22 protein-coding genes, 2 tRNA genes and 1 pseudogene are annotated in these 23891 nt (G+C 73.0%); 17 read left to right on the top strand and 8 right to left on the bottom strand.

Going from position 1 to position 23891, the window contains the following annotated elements; genetic code table 11:
• Window positions 1-39 precede the first annotated feature (39 nt).
• Window positions 40-864 (top strand): GNAT family N-acetyltransferase, encoded by an 825-nt coding sequence (locus tag ACFYMU_RS10050; protein WP_388370680.1) that lies wholly within the window; start codon window positions 40-42, stop codon window positions 862-864.
• Window positions 865-932: 68 nt separating this feature from the next.
• Here the strand turns inward: ACFYMU_RS10050 and ACFYMU_RS10045 are convergent, their stop codons facing one another.
• Window positions 933-1454 (bottom strand): DsbA family protein, encoded by a 522-nt coding sequence (locus tag ACFYMU_RS10045; RefSeq protein ID WP_388370678.1) that lies wholly within the window; start codon window positions 1452-1454, stop codon window positions 933-935.
• Between the two features lie 231 nt (window positions 1455-1685).
• Between ACFYMU_RS10045 and ACFYMU_RS10040 the strand changes: the two genes are divergently transcribed.
• Both ACFYMU_RS10040 and ACFYMU_RS10035 read left to right on the top strand, forming a co-directional pair.
• Entirely contained in the window at window positions 1686-2129 is a 444-nt protein-coding gene (locus tag ACFYMU_RS10040) for a hypothetical protein (protein WP_388370675.1), read from the top strand.
• Between the two features lie 161 nt (window positions 2130-2290).
• Window positions 2291-2443 (top strand): hypothetical protein, encoded by a 153-nt coding sequence (locus ACFYMU_RS10035; RefSeq protein WP_265559548.1) that lies wholly within the window; start codon window positions 2291-2293, stop codon window positions 2441-2443.
• 148 nt (window positions 2444-2591) lie between these two features.
• Here ACFYMU_RS10035 and ACFYMU_RS10030 read toward each other — a convergent pair whose 3' ends face one another.
• Window positions 2592-3149: a CGNR zinc finger domain-containing protein gene (locus ACFYMU_RS10030; protein ID WP_388370673.1), complete on the bottom strand. Its 558-nt coding sequence runs from the start codon at window positions 3147-3149 to the stop codon at window positions 2592-2594.
• 304 nt (window positions 3150-3453) lie between these two features.
• Window positions 3454-3867 (bottom strand): SsgA family sporulation/cell division regulator, encoded by a 414-nt coding sequence (locus ACFYMU_RS10025; RefSeq protein ID WP_003959770.1) that lies wholly within the window; start codon window positions 3865-3867, stop codon window positions 3454-3456.
• A 190-nt stretch (window positions 3868-4057) separates the two neighbouring features.
• On the opposite strand from ACFYMU_RS10025, the gene ACFYMU_RS10020 reads away from it, so the two are divergent.
• Together ACFYMU_RS10020 and ACFYMU_RS10015 are read left to right on the top strand one after the other, a co-directional pair.
• The gene (locus tag ACFYMU_RS10020; protein WP_388370670.1) at window positions 4058-4495 is read left to right on the top strand and encodes a TIGR02611 family protein; all 438 of its coding nucleotides are present in this window, start codon (window positions 4058-4060) and stop codon (window positions 4493-4495) included.
• A 55-nt stretch (window positions 4496-4550) separates the two neighbouring features.
• Window positions 4551-4622 (top strand) — tRNA-Val (locus ACFYMU_RS10015).
• Here ACFYMU_RS10015 and ACFYMU_RS10010 read toward each other — a convergent pair.
• Both ACFYMU_RS10010 and ACFYMU_RS10005 read right to left on the bottom strand, forming a co-directional pair.
• Complete coding sequence (locus ACFYMU_RS10010; protein WP_388370667.1) at window positions 4596-4817, bottom strand: hypothetical protein; 222 nt, start codon at window positions 4815-4817, stop codon at window positions 4596-4598. The genes ACFYMU_RS10015 and ACFYMU_RS10010 overlap by 27 nt on opposite strands.
• A 269-nt stretch (window positions 4818-5086) precedes the next feature.
• The gene (locus ACFYMU_RS10005) at window positions 5087-7558 is read right to left on the bottom strand and encodes an SCO7613 C-terminal domain-containing membrane protein (RefSeq protein WP_388370665.1); all 2472 of its coding nucleotides are present in this window, start codon (window positions 7556-7558) and stop codon (window positions 5087-5089) included.
• A 103-nt stretch (window positions 7559-7661) separates the two neighbouring features.
• Here ACFYMU_RS10005 and ACFYMU_RS10000 point away from each other — a divergent pair, with 103 nt between their 5' ends.
• Together ACFYMU_RS10000 and ACFYMU_RS09995 are read left to right on the top strand one after the other, a co-directional pair.
• Window positions 7662-8108, top strand: coding sequence for an SRPBCC family protein (locus tag ACFYMU_RS10000; RefSeq protein ID WP_388370661.1), 447 nt, complete (start codon window positions 7662-7664; stop codon window positions 8106-8108).
• Between the two features lie 39 nt (window positions 8109-8147).
• Window positions 8148-8219: transfer RNA gene (locus tag ACFYMU_RS09995), tRNA-Val, on the top strand.
• Between the two features lie 73 nt (window positions 8220-8292).
• On the opposite strand, the gene ACFYMU_RS09990 is transcribed toward ACFYMU_RS09995, so the two are convergent.
• On the bottom strand, window positions 8293-9018 hold the full coding sequence (locus ACFYMU_RS09990; protein WP_388370659.1) for a 3'-5' exonuclease: 726 nt from the start codon (window positions 9016-9018) through the stop codon (window positions 8293-8295).
• 168 nt (window positions 9019-9186) lie between these two features.
• Here ACFYMU_RS09990 and ACFYMU_RS09985 point away from each other — a divergent pair, with 168 nt between their 5' ends.
• The 4 genes from ACFYMU_RS09985 to ACFYMU_RS09970 all read left to right on the top strand — a co-directional run bounded on the left by ACFYMU_RS09985 (window position 9187) and on the right by ACFYMU_RS09970 (window position 13728).
• Complete coding sequence (locus tag ACFYMU_RS09985) at window positions 9187-9753, top strand: DUF4365 domain-containing protein (RefSeq protein WP_388370656.1); 567 nt, start codon at window positions 9187-9189, stop codon at window positions 9751-9753.
• Window positions 9750-10967: a hypothetical protein gene (locus ACFYMU_RS09980; protein ID WP_388370654.1), complete on the top strand. Its 1218-nt coding sequence runs from the start codon at window positions 9750-9752 to the stop codon at window positions 10965-10967. Before ACFYMU_RS09985 ends, ACFYMU_RS09980 begins: the two co-directional genes overlap by 4 nt.
• Before the next feature lie 99 nt (window positions 10968-11066).
• Window positions 11067-13043, top strand: a complete 1977-nt coding sequence (thrS, locus tag ACFYMU_RS09975) for a threonine--tRNA ligase (RefSeq protein ID WP_388370651.1) — start codon at window positions 11067-11069, stop codon at window positions 13041-13043.
• A 103-nt stretch (window positions 13044-13146) separates the two neighbouring features.
• Entirely contained in the window at window positions 13147-13728 is a 582-nt protein-coding gene (locus ACFYMU_RS09970) for an HIT family protein (protein WP_388370649.1), read from the top strand.
• Between the two features lie 113 nt (window positions 13729-13841).
• On the opposite strand, the gene ACFYMU_RS09965 is transcribed toward ACFYMU_RS09970, so the two are convergent.
• Together ACFYMU_RS09965 and ACFYMU_RS09960 are read right to left on the bottom strand one after the other, a co-directional pair.
• Complete coding sequence (locus ACFYMU_RS09965; RefSeq protein ID WP_388370646.1) at window positions 13842-15512, bottom strand: hypothetical protein; 1671 nt, start codon at window positions 15510-15512, stop codon at window positions 13842-13844.
• 182 nt (window positions 15513-15694) lie between these two features.
• Window positions 15695-17893 (bottom strand): elongation factor G-like protein EF-G2, encoded by a 2199-nt coding sequence (locus ACFYMU_RS09960; RefSeq protein ID WP_388370643.1) that lies wholly within the window; start codon window positions 17891-17893, stop codon window positions 15695-15697.
• 249 nt (window positions 17894-18142) lie between these two features.
• On the opposite strand from ACFYMU_RS09960, the pseudogene pgsA reads away from it, so the two are divergent.
• The 6 genes and pseudogenes from pgsA to pdxT all read left to right on the top strand — a co-directional run bounded on the left by pgsA (window position 18143) and on the right by pdxT (window position 23856).
• A pseudogene (gene pgsA, locus ACFYMU_RS09955) lies at window positions 18143-18893 on the top strand (phosphatidylinositol phosphate synthase).
• Window positions 18894-18921: 28 nt separating this feature from the next.
• Window positions 18922-19845 carry a phosphatidylinositol mannoside acyltransferase gene (locus tag ACFYMU_RS09950; protein ID WP_388370640.1) on the top strand — a complete coding sequence of 308 codons (924 nt, stop codon included), beginning with the start codon at window positions 18922-18924 and terminating at the stop codon, window positions 19843-19845.
• Window positions 19842-21002 (top strand): glycosyltransferase family 4 protein, encoded by a 1161-nt coding sequence (locus ACFYMU_RS09945; protein ID WP_388370637.1) that lies wholly within the window; start codon window positions 19842-19844, stop codon window positions 21000-21002. The genes ACFYMU_RS09950 and ACFYMU_RS09945 overlap by 4 nt, the downstream gene beginning before the upstream one ends.
• A 584-nt stretch (window positions 21003-21586) precedes the next feature.
• Window positions 21587-22132 (top strand): hypothetical protein, encoded by a 546-nt coding sequence (locus ACFYMU_RS09940; RefSeq protein ID WP_388370634.1) that lies wholly within the window; start codon window positions 21587-21589, stop codon window positions 22130-22132.
• A 167-nt stretch (window positions 22133-22299) separates the two neighbouring features.
• Window positions 22300-23211, top strand: coding sequence for a pyridoxal 5'-phosphate synthase lyase subunit PdxS (pdxS, locus tag ACFYMU_RS09935; RefSeq protein ID WP_388370631.1), 912 nt, complete (start codon window positions 22300-22302; stop codon window positions 23209-23211).
• A gap of 36 nt (window positions 23212-23247) precedes the next feature.
• Window positions 23248-23856, top strand: coding sequence for a pyridoxal 5'-phosphate synthase glutaminase subunit PdxT (pdxT, locus tag ACFYMU_RS09930; RefSeq protein ID WP_388370628.1), 609 nt, complete (start codon window positions 23248-23250; stop codon window positions 23854-23856).
• Window positions 23857-23891 lie beyond the last annotated feature (35 nt).

The following is a 23891-nucleotide window of genomic DNA, read 5'->3' as shown; positions in this document are numbered from 1 at the left end:
GGATGACGCAGGCGCACCGGCCGGGTAGAAACACCCCTGATGACCACGACCCTGCGGCCGACCGAGCCGCTTCAGCACGCGGACGACGGGACGCGTTCGCGCCGCTACCAGGTGTGCGTGAACGGCCGCCCCGTGGGAGTGCTCCGCCTCGGCACCTCTCCCGCCCTCGGCGACACGGTGGCCCGGATCCTGGACCTGCGCATCGAGGAACCCGACCGGCGGCGCGGGCGGGGCACGGTGGCCGCGCTCGCCGCGGAGGAGGTGGCGCGCGGCTGGGGCTGCCGGCAGATCGAGACGGACGTTCCCGCGGACGCGGAGGCGGCACTGCGGCTCACGCGCACGCTCGGTTACGTCCTGCGCAACCGGGGCATGGAGAAGCGGCTCGGCGGCACCCCGCCCGAGCTGCCCGCCGGCAGCCGCGCACGGCCCATGAGCGGCGCCGAGTACGACGCGTGGCTGGCCTACCAGTCGGAGCACTACGCGCGCACCTGGATCGAGCGGGGCGTACCGGAGGCCGCGGCGTACGCCAAGGCCCGGCGCGACCACGAGCTGTTCCTGCCACAGGGGTCCGGCACCGAGAACATGCTCTTCAGTATCCTGGAGCACGAGGGGACCCGCGTGGGCACCCTGTGGGTGGCGCTGCGCGAGGGGTCCGCCTTCGTCTTCGACGTCGAGGCCGACCCGGCCCACCGCGGCCGGGGGCACGGGCGCACGCTCATGCTGCTGGCGGAGGTCCAGGCGATCACCGCCGGCCGGCGTGCCCTCGGCCTCAACGTGTTCGCGGGGAACACTCCGGCCGAGCGGCTGTACGAGTCCCTCGGGTACGCGACGACGCGGTACGTGCTGTACAAGCCGCTGGTGTGACCGCCGGACCCGTCGTCGGGAGGGCGCGGGGCGCAGGGCACTGGGCGCAGGGCACCGGGCCCGGGCGGTCAGGCCTCCCGCTCCGCCAGCAGCCGGTCCGCGATCGCCTCGACGCGCCCGCGCAGCCCTTCCTGGCTCCTGCCGCCGTCGAGGCGCTCACCCCCGATGACGTAGGTCGGGGTGCCGGTGACGCCGATCGCCTTACCCTCGGCCACATCGGCGTCCACGACCAGGATGTGCCGGCCGTCGATCAGCGCCGTGTCGAACTCCTCGGCATCCAGCCCCAGTTCGCCGGCCACCTCGACGAGGAACGCCTCCCCCTTGCGGTCCAGCTCCGCGACCCGCCCGAGCACGGCCTCGACGTACGCCCAGCCCTGCCCCTGCTCCAGCGCCTCCTCGGCGGCCTGCGCGGCGGCGAAGGCGTGCCGGTGCTTGTCGAGCGGGAAGTGGCGCAGCCGCAGCTCCAGCCGGTCGCCGTACCGGGCGCGCAGGGCGCGCAGGTCGTCGAGGGCGCTGCGGCAGTCGGGGCACTGGAGCTCGCACCACACGTCCAGAACGGGGGCGGCGGGCGCGGGGGAGGAGTCACTCATGGTCACCAGTCTCCCAGCATCGGCGGGGTGCCCCTGACCTGCCCCCGCGGCCGGGGCGGAGGGGCGGCCGGGGTCCGTGGCGTCGAGGGTGGAGACGGGCCCGCACCCTGAGGAGGAGCCGACCCGGAGATCTCCCTGAGGTCCGGTCCGGCCGTGGCACACCGGGTGTGGGGCGGTGCAGGATGGAAGGGACGAACCCGCCCCGCCGACCGACCACGCCTGGAGGACCGGATGATCGCCGAGACAGTCTGCTCCGCCGTCTCCGCGGCCGGCCTGGGCATCGCCGCGGTCACGGCCTATCGCAAGCGCTTCCTCGCGGCGGCCCGCATCGCCGCGTACGCGCTCCTGCCCGTCGGTCTGGTGATGACGGGGGTCGTGGGATGGCTGGCGAGCACCGCCTTCAGCCCCACCGCGTGGGCGGGCTTCGGCGTGCTCGGCGCCGCCTGGCTCCTGTTCGCGACCACGCGGGCCGTGGAGCGCCGGGGCGGCGGCACCCGCAAGGAGCGCAGGGCGGCGAAGGCCGCCCGGCGGCGGGGGGAGGCTCCCCCGGCCTCCGAGCCCGCCCTGGACGCCGGGGACCGGCGGGCGATCGGGCCCACGACCGCTCCCCGGAGGACCGACGCCGCGGACGACTTCAGCGACATCGAGGCCATCCTCAAGAAGCACGGCATATGACGGCTCGGAATGCACGGCGGTCGGACCGCGACGCCCGGTGATCACAGGGGCGCACGCCGAGATCATCTTCGTTCCACACGGAGCGGATATTGGCGAACTCCCTGACATTCCGGGCGTGTTGATCGCGTAGCGGGTCCCTGCTGCGTCATCATCGCCGCGAGATGCTGGACAGAACCCAGAGCGACACCGTTGCCCCTCCCGAGGAGCGCCGGGGTTGTCTCTTCGCGCTTTCCCAGCCACCGCTGATGATCTTCCTTGCGGTGATCGGCTGTCTGCTGCTCATGGCATCACTGCACGACCTGCTGCTGCTCTGAGCCGTATGCGGAGCCCCTGGCGTCACCCGCCGAGGGCTCCGTCAGCCCCGCCACCCGCATCGCGACGCCTCGCTCCCCGGCCGCGGTCCCCGCACCGCGGAGGGCGGCTCGTGCCCTGCCCGCCGTACCGCAGAGGGCGGCTCGCCCCTCAGCCCGCCGCTTCCTTCCGGCGTGCCCGGTAGGCGGCCACGTGGAGGCGGTTGCCGCAGGTGCGGCTGTCGCAGTAGCGGCGGGAGCGGTTGCGGGACAGGTCCACGAAGGCGCGACGGCAGTCGGGTGCCTCGCAGCGGCGCAGCCGCTCCTGCTCCCCGGCCACCACGAAGAACGCCAGCGCCATCCCGCAGTCCGCGGCGATGTGATCGGCGACGGAGGCCCCCGGTGCGAAGTAGTGCACGTGCCAGTCGTAGCCGTCGTGGTCGGTCAGCCGGGGGGTCGTCCCCGCCGCCGCCACCAGTTCGTTGATCAGCCCGGCCGCGGTCCGGGCGTCCGCCGCGGCGAAGACCGCGGAGAACCGCCCGCGGATCTTGCGCACCGCCGAGAGGTCGAACTCCGACAGGGCCCTGACGTCGCTGAGCTCATGGCTGCGCGCGAAGGCGTGCAGGGCGGCGACGTCCGGGAGGGCGTCCGGCTCGTCGCCCTCCGGGGCGGTGTTCACCAGATCCACCACGAGGTCGAGCGCGCACCGGGTGTCGTGGGTGATCAGCACGTGTCGCTCCCTGGCCTGAAGGTCGGGCGGGCGCCCGCCGATGCTGGCCGAGCCTAGCGGCTCACCGCCGCCGGGGGGCCGCCGCAGGCCGAGACGGCGATGCCTGGTGACGACGGCGACGGTTTCCGGTCATCGTCGTCGCCCGTTTCCGTCACGTCGTGCACCGGGGTTCTCACTCTCCGTGCATGTCCGGGCGCCGCCTCCGCGTGGGCTCGCGGTGACGGCGCCCGGTGTGCCGTATGCGGTTGTCCTGGCCCGAGCCGTCTCCCCGAGTGGACGGCGCCGGGCGGCTTGCTGTCTCGCGCTAGCTCTCGGCCAGAATGTGGGAGAGTTCCGTGTCGAGATCGAAATGACGGTGCTCCGTGCCGGGGGGCACGGCCGCGTCCGTCCGCTTCAGGAAGGACTCGAGGGCCCGCGCCGGGGCCTCGAGCAGGGCCTCGCCCTCCGGGGAGCTGAGGGCGATGCAGACGACGCCCTGGCCGTGACTGCGGGACGGCCAGACGCGGACGTCACCGGTCCCTGTGGGCCGGTGCAGACCCTCCGCGAGGAGGTCGCGGGCGAACACCCATTCGACCGTTTCCTCGGCTCCGGTATGGAAGGTGGCGTGCACGGCATAGGGATCGGCCGTGTCATACCGCAGTCCCGCGGGTACAGGCAGTGAGGACTCGCTCGACACAACGAGGCGCAGGTGCAGCTCGCAGCTGACCGTGGTGTTCATAAGCGCCAAGGCCTTTCGCTCAGTGTGCGCTCGGGGATTCGCACGTCGGCGAAATCGACATGCCACCTACAGTGCCGTTGTAAACCCCTCTGAGGGTTTTGCCTGGCTTTAGGTAGCTCTTCCGGCCGAGATACGGTTCGGGCGGTACGACCGTTCCGGTGACCGGTTTCTCTCCGGTAGGTTGGAGGTTATGAATACGGGGAGTGACGAGCGGGGTGAGGTCGTCATGACCCCGCGGGAGGCGAAGGGTGAGCGAGCGCTCGGTTCTCGGGCGCCGGCATTCGTCAAGGCGCGGCGGGCGCTGCATCTGAGCTGGCAGGCGGGCGTCTTCGTCGTCGGCCTCGCGGTGGTCGCCGGCGGCGTGGTGATGCTGCCGCTGCCCGGCCCGGGCTGGCTGGTGATCTTCGCCGGCATGGCGATCTGGGCGACCGAGTTCGTCTGGGCCCAGCTCGTGCTCCGATGGACGAAGCGCAAGGTCACGGAGGCGGCCCAGCGTGCGCTCGACCCCAAGGTGCGCCGCCGCAACCTCGTCCTGACGGCGATCGGCTTGTCGATCACGGCCGTCCTCGTCTGCGTCTACATCTGGAAGTTCGGCCTCGCGATGCCGTGGAACATCACGGACCAGTGATCCGCTCCACGGTCGGAGGCACCCGCTGACATGGGGTAACCTTCTTCCTGCGCCCGGGCGATTAGCTCAGCGGGAGAGCGCTTCGTTCACACCGAAGAGGTCACTGGTTCGATCCCAGTATCGCCCACAGCACCGAGGGCGGCGCGTGCTCGCGAAGGAAGCGGGCCGCGCCGCCCTCGTCGTACGTCCCGCCGCATGCCCGGCAGAGGCCCCGCGGGCCGCACACGACGCGCAGGCCGCGTCGGCCGCCGGGGGCGATCACCGCCGTCGAGACCGGGCCGCCGTCCACGGACGGACCGGCCACCCCGGGGGTCCGCGACACCGCCTCCCGCAACGGATTTGCGGATTCCCTCGCGTGGTGGGAAACGTGCCGGACCCCTTGGCAGGCGGAAATCCGCCGGACGTATTCCAGAACACCGTCCCAATTCTCCGGACGTACGGCGGGAGAAGTGGGCCGCGAGCCCCGAGTGGCAGTGAGTGGCAGATCGAAGGGGAATGGGACCCGCGGGCGGCGCAGTTCGCGAGCGGGGACCCTGCGCCGCCGGGAGAGAGCCGGTGAACAGCCGGCAGGCGGGGCCCGGTGACCGGCCCTCAGCGCATCCGTCCCAGCGCCTCCCGCATCCGCCGGGCGTCCCGGATCCGCTGTTCGTACGTGGCGCCGATCGCGAGGAGCAGCAGCCCGGCCAGCGCGGGCGGCACCCAGCGGGGCAGAAGGCCCGCCAACTGCACGAGATACGGCGCGAGTTCATGCAGCGTGTCCAGCACCAGCACACTGCCACCGAGGATCAGCGGCGCCTGGAGGCGGTGATGGGCACCCAGCAGCGTCAGGGCGAGCGCGGCCACGCCGAGCAGCAGCGGGCGCGGCCAGTCCGCGTCGCCCCAGGCCGTCAGCAGACTGGGCACGAGGGTCACCGAGAGCCCCGGTCCGTACACCGCCCACGACGAGGCCGACGGGTCCCGCCGTCGCCGGACGAACCCCACGACCAGCGCCGGCACGGTCACCGGCAGGGTGTACGCCTCCGGGGCGTCCACCGACCAGGACGCCAACCGCACCCACGTGGCCAGCACGAACAGCACGGCGGCCAGGTACCCGGCCCGACGGCGGTCCGCGCGCAGGGCGGTGCCCGCGGCGATCACCCCGCACAGCCCCAGCACCAGCGCCAGCATCGGTCCGTCCGTGACGGCCAGCCCCACGGCCACCAGCCCGGCGGCCGCGGCCGCGCCCTCGACCGGGACCGCGGCCCGGGCCACCCGCGCCGCGAGCACCGCCGCGACGGCAGGGACGACCAGGACCAGCAGCGCGATGCGCGGGGCCGGCAGTCCGGCCGCGGCACCCACGGCACAGGCCAGGCCCGTCGCCCCGGCCAGCGACGCGCTTGCGCCGACAGCGGTCGACCGCGGGCGCACGGCGGCCAGGGCGAAGAGCGCGGTCAGCGAGGCGAGCACCGCCAAGGTGGCGTCCCGGGAGGCGAGGGAGAGCAGGGTGAGACCGGCCGCGGTGAGGAGGGACACCACGAGGGCGGTGGCGGACACCGCCGCCGGACGCGCGTACGCCGCCCCGGCCAGGGCCGCCGCCACCGTCAGCCCCTGCACCGACAGCCCCGCCGCGTACGGCAGTTCCAGCGTCGCCGGAAGGACGAGCGCGCCCGCCCATGCCAGGCCCACGGCACCGGCGGCGGCCGGCGCGCGCCAGTCGGCGGCGGCGCGGGCGACGCCGGCCGCCACCACCGCGACGATCCCGAGCACCACCACCGCGGTGGCCTTGTCCGGTGGCCAGGGCGCCCCCACCGTCACCGCGGCGCGCAGGTCCCGCGGCGCCCCGGACCACACCCGTGCCGTCCAGCCGAGCGGCCCCAGCAGCGCGGCGACGACCATGGGCAGCGCCCACACCACCGCCCCTGCCTGCACGGCCCCCGAAGCCCGGGCGAAGCCGCGGCGCACGGGCCCGGGCACCGGGCGGCGCACGGCCGCGAGCAGCGCCACACCGCACACCAAGTAGCCGGGCACCGTCCACACCGCGGGCAGCGAGGCGCGCAGGACACCCCCGGGCGCCGCCACCAGGAGCAGCCCGCCGCCCACCGCGGCACCGGCGCCCAGGGCCCGCCCGGAGGTCCGCCACGCGACGCCCAGCGCGATCGCCGCCGCGAGCAGCAGCAGCGCCGCCGCACGAGCGGCGGCGCCCGGGCCGGCGGCCCGGAAGGAGAGCCCGCCGGCCACCAGCACGCCCAGGCCACCCATGCCGCACGCGCCGACGGCGGCGGTGATGCGTACCGGGCGCCGCGGCGTGCGGAGCGCGAGCACGGTGCCGGCCGCGGCGGTCGACAGCAGCGCGGCGGTGATCGTGTACTCGTCCCCGCCGACCGCGACCGCCCCCAGCGGAAGGGGGAGTTGGGCGGCGGCGACGGCGGCCGGGTGGGGCAGGCGCAGGGAGCCGAGGCGCCTGCCGTATCCCCACCACGCTCCGGCCAGGACCACCGCCGCCGTGGCCGTGTAGCCAGGGCCGTCGGCCCTCGGCAGCGCGACCTCGTGCAGGGCGTAGGCGTCGAGCACCGTCAGGGCCAGGCCGAGGCCCGCCACCGCCTCCGCGGTCGAGCGGAGCCCCCGCGCCAGCAGGAGGACGGGCGCGCCCAGGGCCGCCGCGGTCACCGCGCCCAGCACCAGCGACCGCCCGACGATCCCGAGCTGTCCCCAGCTGACCAGCGTGAACACGACCGCGGCGATGGTCAGCAGGGTGCCGCCGAGGACGAGCAGCACGTTCTGGACCCGGGGCGCGGTGGTCTCGTGCCGCTTGCCGGCCGCGGGGACGGCCGCGGGGACGGCCGCGGGGACGGCCGCGGGGACGGCCGCGGGGACGGCCGCAGGGACGGCCGGCGTGGCGGGCGGTGCGGCGAGCGGTGCCGCGGGCGGCGTGGCGGGCAGCGCTGCGGGCGGCGTGGCGGCCGGCCGGGGCGGGCCGGTCAGCAGGGCCCGCCGGGCCAGCAACTGGGCCCGGCGGGCGTCCAGTTGCCGAAGCTCGACGTCGATGAGCCGCAGCTCCTCGGCGGGGGGTGGTATGGCGGTCATGTCCTGAAGTGTGGCACCTGCGCTGTGGCAGCCCATGAGTACGGGTACTCAGGCCCGTACCGGGATGCCGAGCGGCGGGGCCCGGCGCGGGCAGACTTCGCCCATGGACTGGAACCGGTACCACTTCCGCAGCCTGTGGGTCCTGCCCGCGCCGCCCGGCGAGGTGTACGCCGCGCTGGAGCGGGTGGAGGACTATCCCCGCTGGTGGCCGCAGGTGCGCGAGGTGCACCGGATCGACGGCGCGACGGGCACCGTCCGCGTCCGCTCGTTCCTGCCCTACGACCTGGCCCTCACCGTCCGCCAGGCGCGGCGGGACCCGGCGGCCGGGGTGCTGGAGGTCTCGACGAGCGGCGACATCGGCGGCTGGGCCCGCTGGACGGTCGGTGCGGCCGGTGCGGGCAGTCTCGCCCGCTACGAGCAGGTGGCCGAGGTGCACAAGCCGCTGCTGCGTCGGCTCGCCGTGCCGGGACGGCCGGCCTTCCGCGCCAACCACCGGCTGATGATGCGGGCGGGACGGCGCGGACTCCTGGCACATCTGGAAGCGGTTTGAAGGAGACCCGCCGGGACCTGTATTGTTCAGTGCGTTCCCGGGCGATTAGCTCAGTGGGAGAGCGCTTCGTTCACACCGAAGAGGCCACTGGTTCGAACCCAGTATCGCCCACCCGGAGAAGACCGGTCCGTCGTCGACGGGCCGGTTTTCGCATGCCGGGGGTGGACTCCGGTGCCGCCCCGGATCAGGCCGCCGCCGGCAGTTCGGGACGCAGCGGCCACGCCGGATCCACCGGCTCCTCGGTCCCCGTGCGCGCGAACCACGCCTGCAGCCCGCGCGCCTGCGCCGCGTGCCACACGGCCTGCAGCGTGTGCAGTTGCGTCGGCGTCAGCCGTTCCAGACGAGGTGCGAAACGGCGCCCCAGTGCCCGTACGACCTCCATCGCGGCCAGGGCGTCCGCCGCCGCGTCGTGCGCGTCCGCCAGCACGACCCCGTAGTGCCCGCACAGGTCGGTGAGCGTGCGCCGGCCCTTGCGGTAGCGGTCCAGATGTTTGTCCAGGACCCGCGGGTCGAGCACGCACAGCGGTGCCGAGGCGAACCAGCGGTCCAGCGAGGACGCCCGGTGCCGGCGCAACTCCCGGTCCAGCAGCGTGAGATCGAACGGCGCGTTCATCACCACCAGCGGCCGGCCCCGCGCGGCCTGCGCCCCCAGTTCCCTGGCTATCTCCTCCATCACCGGCGACGGCCAGCGGCCGTTGCGCTGCAGATGCTCCTCCGTCAGCCCGTGCACCGCCGTCGCCTCCGCGGACACCGGCACCCCGGGGTTCACCAGCCAGCGGCTCACCCGCGGCCGGGCGCCCGGCGCGTCCTGGACGACGACGGCGGCCGACACGATCCGGTCGGTCTCGACGTCCACGCCCGTGGTCTCCGTGTCGAATGCGGCCAGGGGGCCCTCGTACCAGCACGTCATGCGCACCCAACTCCTCGTTCACCTTCAGCAGTTGACAACCGCCTTCTGCCCTGTTTGGTGATACCCGGGCTGTTTGCGCCGTACGCCGGAAGGACACAACACGAGTACGGGTCTTTGCAGTTCAGCGACCCGCGGCGGCGATCCACCTGAATGGGAAGGCTGTTGGCCATGGCGATTGCGCAGCCCGAGCGGGGCGGGCTGCTGCCCGAACGGACGGCACCCCATCGCGGCACACTCGCCACCACCGCCTGCATGGAGACACTGCAGGTGGGCTATCTGCACGCGGTCGCCGCCGCGGCCGGCTGCTCGCTGTCCCAGCCCTTCCCGGACAACGGCATCGACTGGCACGTCAGCCACAGCGCCCCCGGCCACACGGTCGACGACGAGGTCACGATCAAGGTGCAGCTCAAGTGCACCTACCAGATCCCGCCGAACCCCCCGGGCCGCTTCTTCTCCTTCACCCTCGACAACGAGCATCTGGCGAAGCTCGCCCGCACCCCCGTCTCGGTGCACAAGATCCTCGTCGTGATGATCGTCCCGCGGTCGCAGGACCAATGGCTGCGGGCCGGCCACGACCGCCTCGACCTGCGGCACTGCTGCTACTGGAGCAACCTCGCCGGACACCCGATCACGGGGCGGCGCCGCACCACCGTACGCATTCCGACCTCGCGCATCTTCGACGACCGCGCGCTGTGCGAGATCATGACCCGGGTCGGAGCGGGAGGCAGACCGTGACGCACCGTCCCGTCGACGAACCGTCCGGCACCGTCCGGCCGCACCCGGCCGAACCGCCGTGGAGCCGGCCGCCCACCGCGGACCAGGTCGACCCGGCCGTGCTCGGCGCCCTGCTGCACCGCCACGGCTGGCAGCGCCGCGGCGGCGCCCCCGGGCGCTACGGCCGCTGGACCCCGCCGGGCCCCGGCGGCGGGGGGACGAGCCTGCTGGTGCCGGAGAGCCGGTCCTTCCCCGACAGCGACGACCTGCTCGGTGAGGCCCTCGTCGCCCTGTACCGCAGCGGCTCGCCCTCCGCCCGCGACGTGCTGGTCGGGCTCGCCGTGCCCAGCGACGAGATCCGCTGGTGGCGGGACGTGCCCACGTCGGTCATGGGCACGGCGCCCTGGGACGTCGAGGACCAGCTGCGCGCCGCGGCCCGCCGGATGCTGCTCGCGGGCGCGCTCGCGGCACGGGCCCGTGCCGGCTACTACGGCGCCCGGCACCGCGGGCCCGCCGCCGCGACGCTGGAGAACGTCCTGGTCGGCGCCGCGCCCGGCGGCCGCCGGCTGACCGCCTTCGTGCCCGTCCCCACGGGCCGGCCGCTCGCCGTGCGCCTGCACCAGGCGCTGTTCGCGGCCCGGGAGGCGGTCGACCACCGGCGGGCCACCGGGGGCATGGACGCCTTCGACGCGGCCGTCGCGGCGGGCGTGAGCCATGAGCTGACCGAGGCGCTCGTGGCTCTGGTACGGGGGTCCGAAGGCGCCCGGATCGCCGTGGAGTGGGCGCCTGCCGCCGGCGTCCCCGAGGACTGCGCGACCCCCGCGGAGCCGGTCGAGTTCTCGCCCGGCGACCTGCCCGCGCTGCGCGAGGCCGCCGCCCGCTATCTGCGCGAGGAGCCGTCCGTGCCGGTGCGGATCACCGGGGCCGTGGTCCGGCTGCGCAGGACGGGGCCCCGCGGAGCGGGCGACGTGCGGCTGCGGGTCGTCGCGGGGGCCGAGGTCTCCCATGTGCGGATGACGCTCGACGAGGACGCCTACCGGATCGCGGGCCACGCCCATCTCGTGGGGCTGCCGCTGCGGGTGCACGGGCGGCTGGAGAGCCGGGGCGGCTTCCGGCGGCTCGTGGATCCCTCCGGGGTGGCGCCGGTGCAGGTCGACGACGCCGAGCGGGACCGGCTGATGAAGTCGCTCCAGGACGACCTGGGCTTCTTCGAGGAGGCGTGCGGCGGCGAGTGACGTCGCCGTTTCGCGGGGGGCGGCCCCCGGTCGGTACGATCCCAGTCATGCGCGCGCTCCAGGTATGGCGCCGCATCCGCCAGCAGTCAGGAGAGACCGGTGTCAGACGTCCGTGTGATCATCCAACGCGATTCCGAGCGGGAAGAGCGCGTGGTGACGACGGGCACTACGGCCGCCGACCTCTTCGCCGGTGAACGCTCGATCATCGCCGCGCGCGTGGCCGGTGAGCTGAAGGACCTCAGCTACGAGGTGAAGGACGGCGAGACCGTCGAGGGCGTCGAGCTCTCCTCCGACGACGGCCTGAACATCCTGCGCCACTCCACGGCGCACGTGATGGCACAGGCCGTGCAGGAGATCTTCCCCGAGGCGAAACTGGGCATCGGCCCGCCGGTCAAGGACGGCTTCTACTACGACTTCGACGTGGACAGGCCGTTCACGCCCGAGGATCTCAAGGCCGTCGAGAAGAAGATGCAGGAGATCCAGAAGCGCGGCCAGCGTTTCGCGCGCCGCGTCGTCACGGACGAGGCCGCCCGCGAGGAACTGGCGGACGAGCCGTACAAGCTGGAGCTGATCGGTCTGAAGGGCTCGGCCTCCAGCGAGGACGGCGCGGACGTCGAGGTGGGCGCCGGCGAGCTGACGATCTACGACAACCTGGACGCCAGGACCGGCGAGCTGTGCTGGAAGGACCTCTGCCGCGGTCCGCACCTGCCCTCCACCCGCGCCATCCCGGCGTTCAAGCTGATGCGCAACGCGGCGGCCTACTGGCGCGGCAGCGAGAAGAACCCGATGCTCCAGCGCATCTACGGCACCGCCTGGCCGTCCAAGGACGAGCTGAAGGCATACCTGGAGTTCCTGGCCGAGGCCGAGAAGCGTGACCACCGCAAGCTCGGCGCCGAGCTGGACCTGTTCTCGATCCCGGAGCAGATCGGCTCCGGCCTCGCCGTCTTCCACCCCAAGGGCGGCATCGTCCGCCGGGTGATGGAGGACTACTCGCGGCGCCGCCACGAGCAGGAGGGCTACGAGTTCGTCTACACCCCGCACGCGACCAAGGGGAAGCTCTTCGAGACCTCGGGCCACCTGGACTGGTACGCCGACGGCATGTACCCGCCCATGCAGCTCGACGAGGGCGTGGACTACTACCTCAAGCCCATGAACTGCCCGATGCACAACCTGATCTTCGACGCTCGCGGCCGCTCCTACCGTGAACTGCCGCTGCGCCTGTTCGAGTTCGGGACCGTGTACCGGTACGAGAAGTCGGGCGTCGTGCACGGTCTGACCCGTGCCCGCGGCTTCACCCAGGACGACGCGCACATCTACTGCACGCGCGAGCAGATGGCCGACGAGCTCGACAAGACGCTGACCTTCGTGCTGAACCTGCTGCGCGACTACGGCCTCACGGACTTCTACCTGGAGCTGTCCACCAAGGACCCGGAGAAGTTCGTCGGCTCGGACGAGGCGTGGGAGGAGGCCACCGAGACGCTGCGCCAGGTCGCCGAGAAGCAGGGTCTCCCGCTGGTTCCCGATCCGGGCGGCGCGGCCTTCTACGGCCCGAAGATCTCGGTCCAGGCGAAGGACGCGATCGGCCGCACCTGGCAGATGTCGACGGTCCAGCTGGACTTCAACCTGCCGGAGCGCTTCGACCTCGAGTACACGGGTCCGGACGGATCCAAGCAGCGTCCGGTCATGATCCACCGGGCCCTCTTCGGCTCGATCGAGCGGTTCTTCGCGGTGCTCCTGGAGCACTACGCGGGCGCCTTCCCGGCCTGGCTGGCCCCGGTGCAGGCGGTCGGCATCCCGATCGGCGACGCGCACGTGGAGTACCTGGAGAAGTTCGCCGCGGCGGCCCGGGCGAAGGGCCTGCGCGTCGAGGTGGACTCCTCCTCGGACCGGATGCAGAAGAAGATCCGCAACGCCCAGAAGCAGAAGGTCCCCTTCATGGTCATCGCGGGCGACGAGGACATGTCGGGCGGGTCGGTCTCGTTCCGCTACCGTGACGGCTCGCAGGAGAACGGCATTCCGTTCGACGAGGCCATCGCGAAGATCGTGAAGGTCGTCGAGGAGCGGGCCCAGGTCTGATCCGTACGGCTCTCGCCGGACGCGGGCCCCGAGGAGCCTCGGCTCTTCGGGGCCCGCGCCGTCCCCGCGGCCCCGCCGACACGCCGCGAACGGGCGAAGCCATATGCTGCACTGCATGACGAGTGAGCCGGAGCAGCAGATCGGAGTGGGGACGCAGGACGCGTTCCAGCGCCTGTGGACGCCCCACCGGATGGCCTACATCCAGGGCGAGAACAAGCCGACCGGCCCCGGAGCCGGCGACGGCTGCCCGTTCTGCTCGATCCCGGCCAAGTCCGACGAGGACGGGCTGATCGTCAAGCGCGGTGAGCAGGTGTACGCCGTCCTCAACCTGTATCCGTACAACGGCGGGCACCTGATGGTCGTGCCCTACCGTCACGTCGCCGACTACACCGACCTCACACTGCCGGAGACCGCGGAGCTCGCCGAGCTGACCAAGCAGGCCATGACCGCCCTGCGCGGCGCCTCGGGGGCCCACGGCTTCAACATCGGCATGAACCAGGGCGCGGTCGCCGGCGCGGGCATCGCCGCCCATCTGCACCAGCACATCGTGCCGCGCTGGGGCGGCGACACGAACTTCATGCCGGTGGTCGGCCACACCAAGGTGCTGCCGCAACTGCTGGCCGACACCCGGAAGATGCTCGCCGAGGCCTGGCCGAAGGACCCGGGCGCGCCGGACCCGACCTGACCGCCGAAGGCCCCCGGACACCCGGCCCGTCCGGCGGCCCGGACGGGACCGTCCGGGCCGGCAGCGGGTCCGGGAGCGCGGCGCCCACCGGCGGCCGACCACCGCCGGAGGCACTACGCGTCGTACACGTCCGCCTTCCGCGGCGACGGGTCCTGCACCTGCGTGCTGAGGAACGACGACCGCGTGCCGAACTTCTCCGTGTCGACGCCGTTCTCCTTCAGCACCCGGATCGCCGCCGCGTGCACGACCCGCAGCACCGGCGTGGCCGCGCGCAGCGCGTCGTCCGCCATGAAGCGGTGGCGCCACGGCTGGTCCGCCCAGGCGTGCCGCAACCCGAACGGCTCGGGCAGGGTCAGCGAGCCGCCGAGCCAGTTCAGCAGCGGCGGGTATCCGGTGAGCGGGGCGCGGACCGCGAGCCGCACCACCTCGTCCGTGTCGACCAGCGGGAGCTTCACCTCTCGGGTCTCCCAGAACCTGACCGACTTCTGCACGTTCTTGGTCGGCGCCGACGGCTTCGTCGTGAACAGCCCGTTCACCGGTCCCAGGGCATGCCCGGTGACCTCGATGCGCAGCGTCTCGTGCAGGACCGTCACCGTGATCATCATGGTGATGATCAGCTGGCCGTCCCAGAGGGTCCACTGGACACCCAGGTAGTGCCGCTCACCGCTGCCGAACTGCTGCTTGTTGCAGATCTCCTGTATGGCGTGCGGCTTGATCCGGTACGCGTCCACGTCGGTGCCTGCGGGGCGGGAGACCTCCTTCGCGTTCTCCCCGATCGGGCTGACGATCCAGTGCTTGATGGAGGGCGTCGGGAAACCGCCGGTGTTGAGCGGGCCGCGCTCCAGCATGCGCAGCTGGTCGTGGATGGCCTTGATCACGTCCCAGCTGCGGAAGGGGTGGATCTCCTTGCCCGGATCGCGCGACACCAGGTCCTCGGCGAGCTGCCAACTGCCCCAGCGCGTGCCCATGCCGAGGATGCCCTTGGGCCCGGCGTAGAAGACGGAGTTGGACTGCTGCTCGGCGCTGAGCCGGGCGAGCGCCTGACGCAGCCGCTCGGCGGCGGTCTCGCCGGGACTGCCGGGTACGGCCTCGGGGATCTTCGCGCCGAGGCCGCCGCCCGCGAGCAGGCTGTCCCAGCGGTCGCGCAGGTCCTTCGCCGTGCGCTCGCAGATCTGCTTCGCCCAGAACCAGCCGACGACCGGCATGACGACCGACGCGCGTGCGTACCACGCCCAGAAGCCGGTGAACGGCATACGGATCAGGAAGATCACGGCGAGGGCGCCCACGGCGACCAGCAGCGTGGTGGCGAGGGCGGGGGCCCGCTTGTCGTCCCGCCTGGCGATGGTGGCGCGGATCTGGAAGACCACCAGCCACACCAGCAGCCCCGGCAGGAACAGCACCCCGCACAGCACCGTCACGGCCGACAGCCAGTTGTCGCGCTCCCTGCGGATGCGGTGGGCGGCCAGGCAGTGCTCCACGATCACCTGCGGCTCGGTGCCGAAGGACTGGATGAGCGCCTTGCGGCCGGCGCCCAGCATGCGGTCCCGCACCGCCAGCGAGAACGCCTCGCCGAGGTTTGGCCGGAAGATCTTCGCCCACGGGCGGCCGGTGCTGACGGCCGACTGGTGCCATTCGTTGTTCGCGTCGAGGATCGTCTCGACCTTCGCGTCCCGGTAGGCCGCCGACGCCAGGGCGTACGTCGCCGCCGTCTGGCCCGCGGAGCCCGAGAGGGGCACCTGGGCCCCGGGGCTGAAATCGAATCCGTCCGTCACTGCCGCCCCCATCGCCGCCGAACCCGCTCCTGCGGCCTTCCCGACTTCCTTGCTCCGCACACCTGTTGAACAGGTCATCGCGCTGATCGCGTCTCAACTTGATCAGGTCATCAGCGTATCGGCAGGCGCGGACATTCGTCGGCGGACGGCCCAGAAGCCGTCCGCCGACGGGCGCCCCCCGCAGCAGCACCCGACTACGAGGTTTCCTGTGCCTGTTGGCGGATCTTCTCGGCCACCTGGGGCGGCATCGGCTCGTGCCGCGCGTAGGAGCGGCTGAAACGGGCCGTGCCGTGGGAGAGGGAACGGAGGTCGACCGCGTACCGGCCGATCTCGAACTCCGGTACCTCGGCCCGTACGAGAGTGCGGCCGCCGCTCGTCTGCTCGGTGCCCAGCACCCGGCCGCGCCGCCCGGACAGGTCGCTCATCACGGCGCCGACGTAGTCGTCGCCGACGAGCACCGTCACCTCGGCGACCGGCTCCAGGAGGTGGATCGTGGCGTCGGCCGCCGCCTCGCGCAGGGCGAGGGCGCCGGCCGTCTGGAAGGCGGCGTCGGAGGAGTCCACGGAGTGTGCCTTGCCGTCCAGGAGCGTGACCCGGACGTCGACGAGGGGATAGCCGGCGGCCACGCCCCTGGCCGCCTGCGCGCGGACGCCCTTCTCGACGGACGGGATGAACTGCCGTGGCACGGCCCCGCCGACGACCTTGTCGACGAACTCGATGCCGGAGCCCCCGGGCAGCGGTTCCACCTCGATCTCGCAGATCGCGTACTGGCCGTGGCCGCCGGACTGCTTCACATGGCGGCCCCGCCCCGCGGACCTGCCGGCGAACGTCTCGCGCAGGGAGACCTTGTGCGGCACCACGTCGACCTGCACGCCGTACCGGCTGCGCAGCCGCTCCAGCGCGACGTCCGCGTGCGCCTCGCCCAGGCACCACAGCACCACCTGGTGCGTGTCGGGGTTCTGCTCCAGCCGCATGGTGGGATCCTCGGCGACCAACCGCGCCAGCCCCTGGCTCAGCTTGTCCTCGTCCGCCTTGCTGTGCGCCTGGATGGCGAGCGGCAGCAGCGGGTCGGGCATCTCCCAGGGCTGCATCAGCAGCGGGTCGTCCTTGGCCGAGAGCGTGTCCCCGGTCTCGGCCCTGCTCAGCTTCGCCACGCACGCCAGGTCGCCCGCGATGCAGTGCGACAGCGGGCGCTGCTGCTTGCCGAACGGCGCGGACAGGGCGCCGACGCGCTCGTCGACGTCGTGGTCCTCGTGTCCGCGGTCGGCCAGGCCGTGCCCGGACACGTGCACCGTCTCGTCGGGACGCAGGGTGCCCGAGAACACGCGCACCAGCGAGACGCGGCCCACGTACGGGTCGGAGGACGTCTTGACGACCTCCGCCACGAGGGGCCCGGCCGGGTCGCAGAGCTGCAGCTCACGGTGCTTGCCGTCCGGAGTGGTGACCGTCGGTGCCTCCGGCTCCAGCGGGGTCGGGAACCCGCCGGTGATCAGCTCCAGCAGTTCCACCGTGCCGAGGCCCTGGCGGGCACCGTCGGCGGCGGGGGCGGCGGCCAGGACCGGGAAGAAGACCCCGCGGGCCACGGCCCGCTCCAGGTCCTGCACCAGGATGCCGAGGTCGATCTCCTCGCCGCCCAGGTACCGGTCCATGAGGGTCTCGTCCTCGCTCTCCGCGATGATGCCCTCGATGAGCCGGTTGCGGGCCTCCTCGAGCCGCGGCAGCTGCTCCGGGCCGGGCTCGGACTCCTTGCGCTCGCCGGCCGAGTAGTCGAACAGCTTCTGCGAAAGCAGCCCGGTCAACCCCGTCACGGGCGCGTGCCCGTCGGGTCCCTGGGGACCGTGCAGCGGCAGGTACAGCGGAAGCACCGCGTCCGGGTCATCGGCTCCGAACGCCTCGGCGCAGACGCGGGTCATCTCCTCGAAATCGGCCCGCGCGGCCTCCAGATGTGTGATCACGATGGCGCGCGGCATGCCGACGGCCGCGCACTCCTCCCACACCATGCGCGTCGAGCCGTCGACGCCGTCGGAGGCGGAGACGACGAAGAGGGCCGCGTCCGCGGCGCGCAGACCGGCCCGCAGTTCCCCGACGAAGTCGGCGTATCCGGGGGTGTCCAGTAGGTTGATCTTGGTCCCGTCCCATGCGACGGGAACCAGGGAGAGCTGCACCGAGCGCTGCTGCCGGTGCTCGATGTCGTCGTAGTCCGAGACGGTGTTGCCGTCTTCCACCCGGCCCGCCCGGTTCACCGCTCCCGCGGTCAGCGCGAGAGCCTCCACCAGAGTCGTCTTGCCCGATCCGCTGTGGCCGACCAGCACCACATTCCGTACGGACGCGGGGTGGTCGGCCGCCGTAGCCCTGCCGGCGGCTCCGGGGTGTGCGTTCGCCTTGTCGCCCATGGCCTTGCCTCCCGTGCACGGTGAGGTCACTGTGGGCGCGGGCGGCCGGCTCCGCGTGAGTGGCGGCTCCGACGACGCCCGCGGTGTCTTCGAGCTTTGCACTCGTGTCACGGTGCGTCCATACGAAGGACGTGATCCCGACGCCGGGGCGTGCCCCGTCCGTCGCGATCGCGCCGTGACCCGGGCGCCACCAGGACGTGACCCGGGGCCCGGGTGCCCGTCCCTCGCGTACGCACACGCGTGGCTACGATGGGCCAGCCGGTGGCCAGCAGGGCCGCGCGGCTCACCGACCGTCGGGAAGGCCATGCTGAACAAGTACGCGCGTGCATTCTTCACGCGTGTCCTCACACCGTTCGCCGCATTTCTGATCCGCCGGGGGGTCAGCCCCGACACGGTCACGCTCCTCGGCACCGCCGGCGTGGTCGCGGGCGCACTGGTCTTCTACCCCAGGGGCGAGTTCTTCTGGGGCACGGTCGTCATCACCCTCTTCGTGTTCTCGGACCTCGTCGACGGCAACATGGCCCGCCAGCTCGGCCGCTCCAGCCGCTGGGGCGCCTTCCTGGACTCCACGCTGGACCGGGTGGCGGACGGCGCCGTCTTCGGCGGCTTCGCCCTCTGGTACGCGGGCAGCGGCCACGACAACGTTCTCTGCGCGGTCTCGATCTTCTGCCTGGCCAGCGGCCAGGTGGTGTCGTACACCAAGGCCCGCGGCGAGTCCATCGGCCTGCCCGTCGCGGTCAACGGTCTCGTCGAGCGCGCCGAACGCCTGGTGATCTCGCTGGTCGCGGCCGGTTTCGCCGGACTGCACAAGTTCGGCGTGCCCGGCATCCAGGTGCTGCTGCCGGTCGCTCTGTGGATCGTCGCCGTCGGGAGCCTGGTCACGCTGATCCAGCGGGTCGTCACGGTGCGCCGGGAGGCCGCGGAGGCCGACGCCGCGGCCGCCGCCCCGCACGCGGGGACGAACGAGAACGCCTCGCGGGGGAGCGGGGCGGCGAAGTGAGCGGCCGGTACGGGAGCGAGGCGGCGGCATGACCAGCCTCCAGGAGCGACTGACGGACGGGCTCTACGGCCTCGGCTGGAGCACGGTCAAGACGCTGCCCGAGCCCGTCGCCGTCCGGCTGGGCCGGACCATCGCCGACCTCGCCTGGAAGCAGGGCGGCAAGGGCGTGCGACGGCTGGAGAGCAACTACGCGCGCGTGCTGCCCGACGCGAGTCCGCAGCGGCTCGCCGAACTCACCCGGGCCGGCATGCGCTCGTACCTGCGCTACTGGATGGAGTCCTTCCGGCTCCCGGTGTGGAGCGAGCAGCGCATCAGGAGCGGCTTCGACGCGAAGGACCTGCACCACCTCACCGACGGACTCGCCGCCGGCCGCGGCGTCGTCCTCGCGCTGCCGCACCTGGCCAACTGGGACCTGGCCGGCGCCTGGGTCACCACCGGCCTGGGCATACCGTTCACGACGGTCGCCGAGCGGCTGCGGCCCGAGACGCTCTACGACCGGTTCGTCGCCTACCGGGAGGGCCTCGGCATGGAGGTGCTGCCGCACAGCGGAGGCTCCGCGTTCGGCACCCTGGCGCGGCGGCTGCGGGACGGCGGGCTGGTGTGCCTGGTCGCCGACCGCGACCTGTCCGCCTCCGGCGTCGAGGTCGACTTCTTCGGAGGGGCGGCCCGGATGCCGGCCGGACCCGCGCTGCTCGCCCAGCAGACCGGGGCGCTGCTGCTGCCGGTGACCCTCTGGTACGACGACTCGCCCGTCATGCGGGGGCGCGTGCATCCCCCGATCGAGGTACCGACGACAGGTGACCGGGCCGAGAGGACGTCCGTCATGACACAGGCGCTGGCGGACGCCTTCGCCACGGGGATCGCCGAGCATCCGGAGGACTGGCACATGCTGCAGCGGTTGTGGCTCGCCGACCTGGATCCTGCGGGGGATCCCGGGAAGGGGACCTCGTGAGGATCGGCATCGTCTGTCCGTACTCCTGGGACGTGCCGGGCGGCGTCCAGTTCCACATCCGCGATCTGGCCGAGTACTTCATCCGCCTCGGACACGAGGTCTCGGTCCTCGCCCCCGCCGACGACGACACCCCCCTGCCGCCCTACGTCGTCTCGGCGGGCCGTGCGGTCCCGGTGCCGTACAACGGCTCCGTGGCCCGCCTGAACTTCGGCATCCTCAGCGCCGCCCGGGTCCGGCGCTGGCTGCACGAGGGCCGCTTCGACGTCATCCACATCCATGAGCCGACGTCGCCGTCGCTGGGCCTGCTGGCCTGCTGGGCGGCGCAGGGCCCGATCGTGGCGACCTTCCACACCTCGAACCCGCGCTCCCGGGCCATGGTCGCCGCGTACGCGATCCTCCAGGCGGCACTGGAGAAGATCAGCGCGCGGATCGCCGTCAGCGAGTACGCGCGGCGCACGCTCGTCGAGCACCTCGGCGGCGACGCGGTCGTCATCCCGAACGGCGTGGACGTCGACTTCTTCGCGCGGGCCGAGCCCAAGTCCGAGTGGCAGGGGGAGACGATCGGCTTCATAGGGCGCATCGACGAGCCGCGCAAGGGCCTGCCGGTGCTGATGAGGGCCCTGCCCAGGATCCTGGCCGCCCGCCCCGGCACCCGGCTGCTGGTCGCCGGGCGGGGCGACGAGAAGGAGGCGGTGGAGAAGCTGCCCCCCGAGCTGCGCTCGCGCGTGGAGTTCCTCGGCATGATCAGCGACGAGGACAAGGCGCGCCTGCTGCGCAGCGTGGACCTGTACGTGGCCCCCAACACCGGCGGCGAGAGCTTCGGGATCATCCTGGTCGAGGCGATGTCGGCGGGGGCGCCCGTGCTGGCCTCCGACCTGGACGCCTTCGCCCAGGTACTGGACCGGGGGGCGGCCGGTGAGCTGTTCGCCAATGAGGACGCCGACGCGCTCGCCGACGCGGCGATACGACTGCTGGGCGACCCCGAGCGGCGCGCCGAACTCCGGGCGCGCGGGAGCGCCCACGTACGGCGCTTCGACTGGTCGAGGGTCGGGGCGGACATCCTGTCGGTCTACGAGACGGTGACGGACGGCGCGGCGGCGGTGGCGACGGACGAACGCACCGGCCTGCGGGCACGCCTCGGCCTGGCACGGGACTGAACCAACTGAACCAAGCGGCCGGCCGGCCGAACGAACGCCGCCCGGCCGGCGCGACCGGCGCCGTCTCGGGCCTGGCGGAGGCTCGGGCCTGGCGGGGTTTTGATCCCGGCAGGGTCTCGGGTCCGGCAGCATCTCGGGTCCGGCGGAGCCTTGGGCTTTGCGGAGTCTTGATCCCGGCGGAGTCTTGGGCCTCGCGTGGTCTCGGGCCCGGCGTGGTCTCGGGCCCGGCGTGGTCTCGGGCCCGCGGGGCCTCAGGCCCGGCCCGGGCTTCGGACCGGTGTCCCGTCGGGCCGGCGGGTCGTCGCCGCCGGCCCCTGCGGGCACGCCCGGGCCGCACGGACGACCGAAACGCCGCGGGTGCGGGCGGGAGGGCGAGCCGGGAACCGGCCGGCGGCGGCCGCCTGCCGTCGCGCTCGGGCGGCCGGGCTCCGCGCCGCCGCCGCCGGGACCGGCCGGCACGTCGCGGGCCCTGTGCGGCCCACCGGAGGGCCCCGGGCGCCCGAAGCCCCGCGGCGGGCCCGGCCGGCCGGGGAAGCGCACCGGCCCGGAGGGGGTTCCGTGGCGGCCCGGTAGCCTTGCCGCCCGTGACCGCAACCCTCATCTGGATCCTCGTCGCCCTCGTCGCGATCGGCCTCTACCTGAGCTGGACCGCGGGCCGCCTCGACCGGCTGCACTCCCGGATCGACGCGGCGCGCGCCGCGCTCGACGCGCAGCTGCTGCGGCGGGCCTCGGTCGCCCAGGAACTGGCGACCTCGGGGGTGCTCGACCCGGCGGCCTCCATCGTCCTCTACGAGGCTGCGCACGCCGCCCGGCAGGCGGAGGAGGAGCAGCGGGAGGTCGCCGAGAGCGAGCTGAGCCACGCCCTGCGGGCCGTCTTCGAGGAGGCGCAGCAGGTCGAGGCGGTCCGGGAGGCCCCCGGCGGGGAGGCCGCCGCGCGGGAGCTGACCGAGGCGGTGCGGAGGGTGCCGATGGCCCGGCGGTTCCACAACGACGCGGTGCGGGCGGCGCGGGCGCTGCGGCGCCACCGCAAGGTGCGCTGGTTCCGTCTCGCGGGCCACGCGCCCTTCCCGCTCGCGTTCGAGATGGACGACGAACCACCGGCGGCGCTGACGGACCGGCCGACCACCTGACGACGACCGGGGCGGCTCGGGCAGGGCCGGGGCGGAACTCGCAGGTCAGGGCCCCACGCCCAGGCAAAATGAGCCACCGGCTCCCCATTGGCCCTTGCCGTGGCCTGCCTCCGTCCCGTTTCCTCGGTCCAGCAGCATTCCGCCTTCCCAGAATGAGGTCGAAACCCGTGTCCAGCACGCTCTCCTCCCCCCAGACCCCCGAGACCGGCACCGCCCGCGTCAAGCGCGGCATGGCCGAGCAGCTCAAGGGCGGCGTGATCATGGACGTCGTCACGCCGGAGCAGGCGAAGATCGCCGAGGACGCGGGCGCCGTCGCGGTCATGGCCCTGGAGCGGGTGCCGGCCGACATCCGCAAGGACGGCGGGGTGGCCCGCATGTCCGACCCGGACATGATCGAGGGCATCATCGACGCCGTCTCCATCCCCGTGATGGCCAAGTCGCGGATCGGCCACTTCGTCGAGGCCCAGGTCCTGCAGTCGCTGGGCGTGGACTACATCGACGAGTCCGAGGTGCTGACCCCCGCCGACGAGGTCAACCACTCCGACAAGTGGTCCTTCACCACGCCGTTCGTCTGCGGTGCCACCAACCTCGGAGAGGCCCTGCGCCGCATCGCCGAGGGCGCCGCGATGATCCGTTCCAAGGGCGAGGCCGGCACCGGCAACGTCGTCGAGGCGGTCCGCCACCTGCGGCAGATCAAGGGCGACATCGCCCGGCTGCGCGGCCTCGACAACCACGAGCTGTACGCCGCCGCCAAGGACCTGCGCGCCCCGTACGAGCTGGTCAAGGAGGTCGCCGAGCTCGGCAAGCTTCCGGTGGTGCTGTTCTCCGCCGGCGGCGTCGCCACCCCGGCCGACGCGGCCCTGATGCGCCAGCTCGGTGCCGAGGGCGTCTTCGTCGGCTCGGGCATCTTCAAGTCCGGCGACCCGGCCAAGCGCGCCGCCGCCATCGTGAAGGCCACCACCTTCTACGACGACCCCAAGATCATCGCGGACGCGTCCCGCAACCTCGGCGAGGCCATGGTCGGCATCAACTGCGACACCCTCCCCGAGACCGAGCGCTACGCCAACCGCGGCTGGTGACGACCGCCCGCATCACCGCACGAGGACATCACCCACATGACTGACGCACCCGTCATCGGCGTCCTGGCGCTCCAGGGCGACGTACGGGAGCACCTCATCGCCCTGGCCGCGGCCGACGCCGTGGCCAGGGCGGTGCGGCGCCCCGAAGAGCTCGCCGAGGTCGACGGCCTCGTCCTCCCCGGCGGCGAGTCCACCACCATCTCCAAGCTGGCCGTCCTCTTCGGAGTGATGGCACCCCTGCGCGCGCGTGTGCGTGACGGCATGCCCGTGTACGGCACCTGCGCGGGCATGATCATGCTCGCCGACAAGATCCTCGACCCGCGCTCGGGCCAGGAGACCATCGGCGGCATCGACATGATCGTGCGACGCAACGCCTTCGGGCGGCAGAACGAGTCCTTCGAGGCGGCGGTCGACGTCCGGGGCGTCGAGGGCGATCCTGTGGAAGGCGTCTTCATCCGCGCCCCGTGGGTCGAGTCCGTCGGCGCGGGGGCGGAGGTGCTGGCCGAGTACGACGGCCACATCGTGGCCGTGCGCCAGGGCAACGCGCTCGCCACGTCGTTCCACCCGGAGCTGACCGGCGACCACCGCGTGCACGGCCTGTTCGTCGACATGGTGCGCGCCGGGCGGGCACCGGAGTCCTTGTAGGATCTCTGGCGTTCCGTACAGAGATGGGTTACGCG

It is taken from the genome of Streptomyces sp. NPDC007264 (assembly GCF_042869095.1).
Taxonomy (GTDB): Bacteria; Actinomycetota; Actinomycetes; order Streptomycetales; family Streptomycetaceae; genus Streptomyces.
Note: the sequence above shows the minus strand (reverse complement) of the source record. Positions and strands in the feature narration are given on the sequence as shown.

Excerpts from the sequence above, each read along its gene's own strand:
- ACFYMU_RS10050 (WP_388370680.1), top strand. The coding sequence starts at position 40 with ATGACCACGACCCTGCGGCCGACCGAGCCGCTTCAGCACGCGGACGAC.
- ACFYMU_RS10045 (WP_388370678.1), bottom strand. The coding sequence starts at position 1,454 with ATGAGTGACTCCTCCCCCGCGCCCGCCGCCCCCGTTCTGGACGTGTGG.
- ACFYMU_RS10040 (WP_388370675.1), top strand. The coding sequence starts at position 1,686 with ATGATCGCCGAGACAGTCTGCTCCGCCGTCTCCGCGGCCGGCCTGGGC.
- ACFYMU_RS10035 (WP_265559548.1), top strand. The coding sequence starts at position 2,291 with ATGCTGGACAGAACCCAGAGCGACACCGTTGCCCCTCCCGAGGAGCGC.
- ACFYMU_RS10025 (WP_003959770.1), bottom strand. The coding sequence starts at position 3,867 with ATGAACACCACGGTCAGCTGCGAGCTGCACCTGCGCCTCGTTGTGTCG.
- ACFYMU_RS10020 (WP_388370670.1), top strand. The coding sequence starts at position 4,058 with ATGAATACGGGGAGTGACGAGCGGGGTGAGGTCGTCATGACCCCGCGG.
- ACFYMU_RS10005 (WP_388370665.1), bottom strand. The coding sequence starts at position 7,558 with ATGACCGCCATACCACCCCCCGCCGAGGAGCTGCGGCTCATCGACGTC.
- ACFYMU_RS10000 (WP_388370661.1), top strand. The coding sequence starts at position 7,662 with ATGGACTGGAACCGGTACCACTTCCGCAGCCTGTGGGTCCTGCCCGCG.
- ACFYMU_RS09990 (WP_388370659.1), bottom strand. The coding sequence starts at position 9,018 with ATGACGTGCTGGTACGAGGGCCCCCTGGCCGCATTCGACACGGAGACC.
- ACFYMU_RS09985 (WP_388370656.1), top strand. The coding sequence starts at position 9,187 with ATGGCGATTGCGCAGCCCGAGCGGGGCGGGCTGCTGCCCGAACGGACG.
- ACFYMU_RS09970 (WP_388370649.1), top strand. The coding sequence starts at position 13,147 with ATGCTGCACTGCATGACGAGTGAGCCGGAGCAGCAGATCGGAGTGGGG.
- ACFYMU_RS09965 (WP_388370646.1), bottom strand. The coding sequence starts at position 15,512 with ATGGGGGCGGCAGTGACGGACGGATTCGATTTCAGCCCCGGGGCCCAG.
- ACFYMU_RS09960 (WP_388370643.1), bottom strand. The coding sequence starts at position 17,893 with ATGGGCGACAAGGCGAACGCACACCCCGGAGCCGCCGGCAGGGCTACG.
- ACFYMU_RS09950 (WP_388370640.1), top strand. The coding sequence starts at position 18,922 with ATGACCAGCCTCCAGGAGCGACTGACGGACGGGCTCTACGGCCTCGGC.
- pdxT (WP_388370628.1), top strand. The coding sequence starts at position 23,248 with ATGACTGACGCACCCGTCATCGGCGTCCTGGCGCTCCAGGGCGACGTA.